The sequence below is a fragment of the Microcoleus sp. BM001215392 genome (assembly GCF_036700185.1).
In the GTDB taxonomy this organism is placed as follows: Bacteria; Cyanobacteriota; Cyanobacteriia; order Cyanobacteriales; family Microcoleaceae; genus Microcoleus.
Genome location: NZ_JAUBOJ010000408.1, coordinates 1 through 6,436 on the forward strand (window position 1 = coordinate 1; position 6,436 = coordinate 6,436).

7 protein-coding genes are annotated in these 6,436 nt (G+C 46.5%); 4 read left to right on the forward strand and 3 right to left on the reverse strand.

The window, feature by feature from the left end:
• Window positions 1–266: 266 nt before the first annotated feature.
• Both QT974_RS29240 and QT974_RS29245 read right to left on the reverse strand, forming a co-directional pair.
• Window positions 267–2,057 (reverse strand): CapA family protein, encoded by a 1,791-nt coding sequence (locus tag QT974_RS29240; protein ID WP_333471890.1) that lies wholly within the window; start codon window positions 2,055–2,057, stop codon window positions 267–269.
• Window positions 2,058–2,312: 255 nt separating this feature from the next.
• Complete coding sequence (locus tag QT974_RS29245) at window positions 2,313–2,447, reverse strand: hypothetical protein (protein WP_333471891.1); 135 nt, start codon at window positions 2,445–2,447, stop codon at window positions 2,313–2,315.
• Window positions 2,448–2,517: 70 nt separating this feature from the next.
• Between QT974_RS29245 and QT974_RS29250 the strand changes: the two genes are divergently transcribed.
• Window positions 2,518–2,694: a hypothetical protein gene (locus QT974_RS29250; protein WP_333471892.1), complete on the forward strand. Its 177-nt coding sequence runs from the start codon at window positions 2,518–2,520 to the stop codon at window positions 2,692–2,694.
• A gap of 136 nt (window positions 2,695–2,830) precedes the next feature.
• Here the strand turns inward: QT974_RS29250 and QT974_RS29255 are convergent, their stop codons facing one another.
• Complete coding sequence (locus QT974_RS29255) at window positions 2,831–3,049, reverse strand: hypothetical protein (protein WP_333471893.1); 219 nt, start codon at window positions 3,047–3,049, stop codon at window positions 2,831–2,833.
• A 37-nt stretch (window positions 3,050–3,086) separates the two neighbouring features.
• Here QT974_RS29255 and QT974_RS29260 point away from each other — a divergent pair, with 37 nt between their 5' ends.
• The 3 genes from QT974_RS29260 (at window position 3,087) to map (ending at window position 6,094) form a co-directional block, all read left to right on the forward strand.
• Window positions 3,087–3,902 (forward strand): HEAT repeat domain-containing protein, encoded by an 816-nt coding sequence (locus QT974_RS29260; protein ID WP_333471894.1) that lies wholly within the window; start codon window positions 3,087–3,089, stop codon window positions 3,900–3,902.
• Window positions 3,903–4,215: 313 nt separating this feature from the next.
• Window positions 4,216–5,292, forward strand: coding sequence for a glycosyltransferase family 4 protein (locus tag QT974_RS29265; RefSeq protein WP_333471895.1), 1,077 nt, complete (start codon window positions 4,216–4,218; stop codon window positions 5,290–5,292).
• Between the two features lie 40 nt (window positions 5,293–5,332).
• Window positions 5,333–6,094 (forward strand): type I methionyl aminopeptidase, encoded by a 762-nt coding sequence (map, locus tag QT974_RS29270; protein ID WP_333471896.1) that lies wholly within the window; start codon window positions 5,333–5,335, stop codon window positions 6,092–6,094.
• Window positions 6,095–6,436 lie beyond the last annotated feature (342 nt).

A 6,436-nucleotide genomic window follows, 5' to 3' on the forward strand; every position in this document is an offset into this window, starting at 1 on the left:
GGATCGCGAATTAAATAATTTACACATATTTGTGGGATGGGCGTCCCGCCCGTCCTTTCTGGACGCCCATCCCACAAGAACAATCAAGAACAATAAAAATTGTAAGTTATTTAATTCTCATTCCTTAGTAATTAGGTAATTGGTAATTGGTAATTGGTAATTGGTGATTGGTGATTTATTTCCAATGCCCTGCGCAAGCTTTCTTCCCAATCCGTCCGCTTCGCTTCGCGCAATTTCCTGTTGGCCCAATTCCCAATTACCAATAATTACTTACTCTTTTTCAAAATTTGTCCGTTGTCATCAATCGTCAAACCAGTATTTGGAAAATCGCTCTTTGTCAAACGGCGAATCAACCCCACAGTTCTAAAATCGTTATCGACAGATGGAATACCTTGTCTGTCAAGTTCGATGGGGATAATCTTACCAGAAACAAAATCACCTTTTGGAGTCATTTTTACATCTAAAATCAGAGATTGACCGAGTTCTGCTGCTGTGGACAAAGTGCGATAACCCATAAAATTGCCGAGGGAATACGCAATCAATTTCCCTTTATACAGTTCCAAAGCTCTGGTAACGTGCGGGCCGTGTCCCAAAATCAAATCCGCTCCCGCATCAATCATCGTGCGCGAAAATAAAACCATATTTCCCCGGTTTTCTCCGTAAAAGAACTCGTTTTTATTTCTCACATTCAGAGCTCCCGTTCCTTCAGCTCCAGCATGAACTGATATGACTACAATATCAGCCTTTTGCCTCGCTTTTTTGACAAGTTCTGCCCCTGCTTGCATTTCCAACAATGAATTGTGAACTTCGCCGTAGTTGCTGAAACCGATAAAGGCAAAATTCACGCCTTTAACATTTTGATAAACAATTTGATCTCTTTTACCAACAGACTTCATGCCGTTGCTGTCGATATTTTTGATCGTGTCCTTAAATCCCTGCTCGTTAAAATCGTAAGAGTGATTGTTAGCAATATTCAAGATATCAAAACCAACATCTTTGAAAATTTTGGCATAACTCGGAGGCGTCCGAAAGGCAAACAGCATTCCTCCGCCGCCTCCTTTGGAGCTGTAAGGATAATCGGTCATTGTGCTTTCAAAATTGCCAAACAGAATATCGGCTCCTTGGAGGTAAGATTTGACCGATTCAAATAAACGCTCTTTTTTTTCGGGCAGTTTGTTGTAGGGGAAATTGGTGCCGGGGATCATGTCGCCAACTGCTTTGATGCTGACAGTTGCAGGCAGATTGGCAGGTGTTTTTGCTGCCTGGTCGGGCGATTTGGGGGCTGGCTGGGGTTTGGCTGCCGGTGAGCGAGAGGGGGTCGAGATTACTTTTTGTACCGCAGGCTTCTCTGTTCGAGGGTTAATGCTGGCGGTGGTTGAGGATTTGTTAAATTGAGAACCCAGTACAAACCCAGCTATCGGTACAAAAATCAGACTCAGAGTACCGACTGACATCCAAGATTTTTGAGTTTTATTGCGAGCTAACTTTGCCCGCGGTGATGGCTTTGGCTGCGGTTGGTTTGTGGGTTTGGGAGTTGGGATTTGAGCAGGTGCAGGCGGCGATTTTTCTGGTATTTGAGCCGGTGCAGTTGTGACATTTTGAGTTTTTTCTATTGTTGGCAAAGTCACAGGAATTGGGGCCGCCGGTGCATTTACCGCCGCCATTGTACTTACGGAGGCCGATGTACTTACCGAGGCCGTTGCGCTTACCGCCGCCATTGCTCTCTCGGCAACAGGTACGCTAGCGGGTGCTTTTGTCAAGGGTTTTTTTAATTCTACCGTCTGAGTCCAAGCGGGCAATTGCTCGCCTTCGGCCCGCCCGTAAACTGTTAGTCGGTAAATGTTATTTGGTTGGAGCCGCTGCAATCCTTTGACTGCGACTCGGAGACAGGCTTCTTCTGCGGGCAATTGTTCTGCTTCCAGCAGCAGGTGCAGGGTGTCATTTTCCAGGCTGGCTTTAGCGGTGACGCCGAAGCTTTGGAGTGCTTGGCCCAGCAGAAATGCGATCGCCCTGGGATCGCCTTCTTTTGCTAAATTTAAGATATCTTGTTGGCTCACAAATGCCTCTACTCTCACACTAGAAATTTAGCTCGATCTTATATCAGATTCGGCTAAATGCCATGAAATTGTGATCATTTAACATAAGTTAAGTAAGTACAAATAAACATACTGAAAATATTTGCGATTCGGGTCAGAATTTACTCAAAAACCTGGTTTCTCGTTCCTGTTGCAAATCCCGCTTGTCCGGCTTGCGATTAAGATTAAGACAAAAGCTGGTGAACGGCTCCGCGATGACGCAGTTAAACTCACAGGTCATGCTACCCCATCGGCGAGAAATCGACGGCGCGAGACAATTGCCCCCCCTCCCCCCACCAGCGCAGCCGTGCTGTGCTGGTGGCGCCCGGAGCGCCTGCACAGCAGGTAGCTGAGGCGAAAGCTGGCAATCAACTTTCTCGATGCCGCTGGTTTACCCGCAGCCTCCGAATTTAGTTATTTTCCAACTAATTAGGTAAAACAGTTGCACGTCAATGAAGCAATTGTGTTAGCGAGATCCGGAGCGCTGCCACCTCAAACCATGATTTTTCGCGAGTGGGGCGCTATTTGTGAGTTAGTTGAACGCAGAGCAGCTAGGATCGAGCTAACTCAAGGTTACACTAAAGCTCGTCAGGCGGCGGCCTCTCAAAAACCCGATTGAGTCTTATGGCGCATTACCGCTCCACTTTATGTTTATTGACCTGCATTGCCTGTCTGGGCGCTGCCTTTAGTCCCAGTGCGGACGGAAGGCAACAGATTGTCAATGCTTCCTACGGGGTTGTTTCCCAAGAAATTGCTCAGGCAAATTCTCCCCCGGACGACCGCCAGGACTCCAATCCTCCAAAACCCTCTCCAGCGCCCGACAAAAAGAATTCCTTGCCGTCGAAACCGCAAAAATCTAATTCCAAAATCCCAAAACCAATCTCCAATATAATTGTCATTTTGTCGAACCAACGGGGGTTTTTAATGTTGGGTTTTGCAGCAGTTGTCGTCACGGCAGCGGCAGTATTTATCATGCTAAAATTAGTTGGCAGCGACGATTCAAATCATCGCATGCGAAGAGGTTCAAGAGGCTCTCGCCACAACCCAAAAAACCCTGCATTCAGCAATCCCGACGTTCCGAAAAAAAATCCCACAATCCGACAGCAACGGGAGGCTTATGAGCAAGGAAAATCATTCCCTGCATTGCCCTACGCTGGCAATTCATCCCAGGGCTACAATCCCGACAGCAACGATCGACGTTTACCGTCGATCCAGGAATCGGGGGAAGTAGAATCTGAGGATGCAGGGGTAGAGGGCGATCGAATTAATGGCGGGACAGGGACGGAGGAAAATAGCAGCAACGGCTACGGGGACTCGGGTTTGAACATTCCGGAAACAGCTAATCGAGCCGCTGAGCTAGCAAATCAAAAAAAAGATATTTCTCTTCCAGAAAAGGAGGCGAGACCTAAACTTGATATTATTGAAAAACTGATTGAAGATTTGCAGCACCTAAACCCAGCACAGCGGCGCAAAGCAATTTGGGAACTCGGCCAGCAAGGAGATTCCCGAGCCGTGGAGCCGCTGCTCGATTTGCTGGCAAATTCTGACTCTAAACAGTACAGTTTAATTTTGGCAAGTGTCTCGGAAATTGGCATCCGTACTCTCAAACCCATGAATAATGCCTGGTCAATTTCCCTGCAAAATGAAAACCCAGAAGTGCGGAAAAATACGATTCGCGACTTGACGCGGATTTACGAATTGGTGAATCAAATCAGTCACTTGTTGCACCGGGCCACGGACGATCCAGATGCAGAAGTTCAGGAAACTGCACGGTGGGCAATCAATCAGTTGAATCGCATCCGCCCGCGTTCTGGGAGGGATGATTAGTCAGTTGTCATTGGTCATTGGTCATTGGTCATTAGTCAACACATACATATTATTGATCTACGATATAAGTAACTGCTTCTATTTTTTCTAGGGAGCATCTCAATGACTGTAAAAAGTGTTTTTTAGGAGTGCGAGCGTTGGCGATCGTTAGCAAGCGAGCGGGATGCTTGCACTACAATTGCAAAATTACGCTGGCGAGCGGGATGCTCGCACTGCGATCGCAAAATTAATTATTATTCCGATGCAAAGCTTAACTTTATGATTGTTGATAATATGCTAAAATCAGTGGCCGATGACCAATGACTAATGACGAATGACTAATAACTCATTAAAATTATTGTTCTTATCAACTTCTGTCGGTCAGCTCGGTTCCGGGTTGGGCGGCGGAGTTGAACTTACAGTGTTCAATATTGCCACATATTTGCACCGCCTCGGTCATAAAATAGCAGTGGTAGCACCAGTAGGTTCAGTTTTAGAATCAATTCCAGTCATCGAAATCCCTGGGGATTTACAAGTAACTGCACAAACACAAGATTACCACGCTCCGATTGTAATGCCCGCCGATGGGGTGCTGGCAAATATGTGGGAATACGCCCGCCAAGTCGAAGATGAATGGGATGTAATTGTTAACTTTGCTTACGATTGGCTGCCGTTTTATTTGACGCCATTTTTTAGAACTCCGATCGCCCATTTTATCAGTATGGGCTCACTTTCGCGATCGCTCGATCGCATCGCCGAACAAACCGCCGCCAAATTTCCCGGTACGATCGGAGTTTACACCGCTTCCCAGGCGGCAACCTTTGCTTTTGCCGCCGAGTGTCAGTTATTGGGAAGCGGCATCGATTTATCGCTGTACGAATTTTGCAGCCAACCAAAACCCAAATTAGCTTGGCTAGGCCGCATCGCGCCGGAAAAAGCCTTAGAAGATGCTGTGGCGGCCGCCAAATTTACAGGCATTCCCCTGAAAATTATGGGCAAAATGCAGGATGAGGATTATTGGCAAAAAATTTGTGCAGATTACCCGGATGCTCCGGTAGAATATTTAGGATTTCTGACGACAATCCAAATGCAAGAGCAAGTCCGCCAGTGCCGAGCCTTGTTGATGACGCCGCGCTGGGTAGAAGCTTTCGGAAATGTCGCGATCGAGGCTTTGGCGTGCGGTGTGCCGGTGATTGCTTACGAGCGCGGGGGGCCGGCGGAAATTGTGCGAGACGGCGTGACGGGCTTTTTAGTCGAGCCTGACAGCATAAATGGCTTGGTAAGTGCGATCGCCCGTTTAGATGAAATTGACCGCAGCGCTTGCCGGCGACAAGCAGAGGTAGAATATTCTTTGGAAGCTTTGGGCGATCGATTTGTGCGCTGGTTCAAATCTATTCTAAAATTGAGTTAAATAAACTCTTAATCGACCACAAAAAAAGACAAAAAAAATTATGGCAACTGAACGTTTAGTGCTTTTATCGAGCAGAGAAGTCGAAAAAATGCGTCAAGCTGGCCGCTTAGCAGCTCAGCTTCTTTTGCATCTTGAACCAATGATTAAACCGGGTGTCAGCACTCTGGCAATTAACGACGAAGCGGAACGCTGGACTTTAGCCCACGGCGCCAAAAGCGCTCCGTTAGGTTATAAAGGATTTCCCAAATCTCTGTGCGCTAGTGTCAATGAAGTTGTCTGTCACGGCATCCCGAATGCAAAACAAATTCTCAGAAAAGGCGACATTGTTAACATTGATGTAACGCCTTTAGTTGATGGCTATCATGGCGATACTTCTAAAACTTTTTTTGTTGGGGAACCTTCACCTGTAGCTAAAAGGTTAGTTGAAGTAACTGAGGAATGTCTGAGAAGAGGAATTGCGGAAGTTAAGCCGGGTGCTCGCACTGGTGATATCGGTGCGGCGATTCAAGAATATGCTGAAGCCCAAGGTTTTTCGGTAGTGCGAAATTTTGCGGGACACGGCGTGCACCGCGTTTTTCACACTGAACCGGAAATTTTGCATTACGGTAAGCGGGGGACTGGAAAGAAGCTCAGACAAGGCATGGTTTTTACGATCGAGCCGATGATTAATGAGGGTACTTGGGATGTGGAAATTTTGGCGGATGGTTGGACTGCTATCACTAAAGATGGTAAGCTTTCGGCTCAGTTTGAACACACTCTGGCTGTGACTGATTCTGGGGTGGAAATTCTGACTTTGCCGTAGCAATCATTAACAAACAATCTGAAAAAGCCACTCCTATATCCAAGAATTAACATTCATCCCGTAGGGGCGGGTTTCACAGACAATATCTAACGATTAGCAACAATCTAGATAAACCCGCCCCGCCACAACCGATAACCCACATCAACCTGAAATTTGCATTTCTTCCGAAAATGTAGGTTTGTATTTATGGTTGGGTGGGGGCGGGTTGGCGAGATTGTCTGTGTGAGTCAGAAATTGTCTGTAAAACCCGCCCCTACGGAATTACGTTCGATTCACCAAACACGATCTAACTAATAACTAATAACTAATAACTAATAACTAATAACTAATAACTAATAACTA

Bases quoted from the DNA above. Each gene is read 5' to 3' on its own strand.
- QT974_RS29255 (WP_333471893.1), bottom strand. From the start codon at position 3,049: ATGATAAATACTGCCGCTGCCGTGACGACAACTGCTGCAAAACCCAAC.
- map (WP_333471896.1), top strand. From the start codon at position 5,333: ATGGCAACTGAACGTTTAGTGCTTTTATCGAGCAGAGAAGTCGAAAAA.
- QT974_RS29260 (WP_333471894.1), top strand. From the start codon at position 3,087: ATGCGAAGAGGTTCAAGAGGCTCTCGCCACAACCCAAAAAACCCTGCA.
- QT974_RS29265 (WP_333471895.1), top strand. From the start codon at position 4,216: ATGACTAATAACTCATTAAAATTATTGTTCTTATCAACTTCTGTCGGT.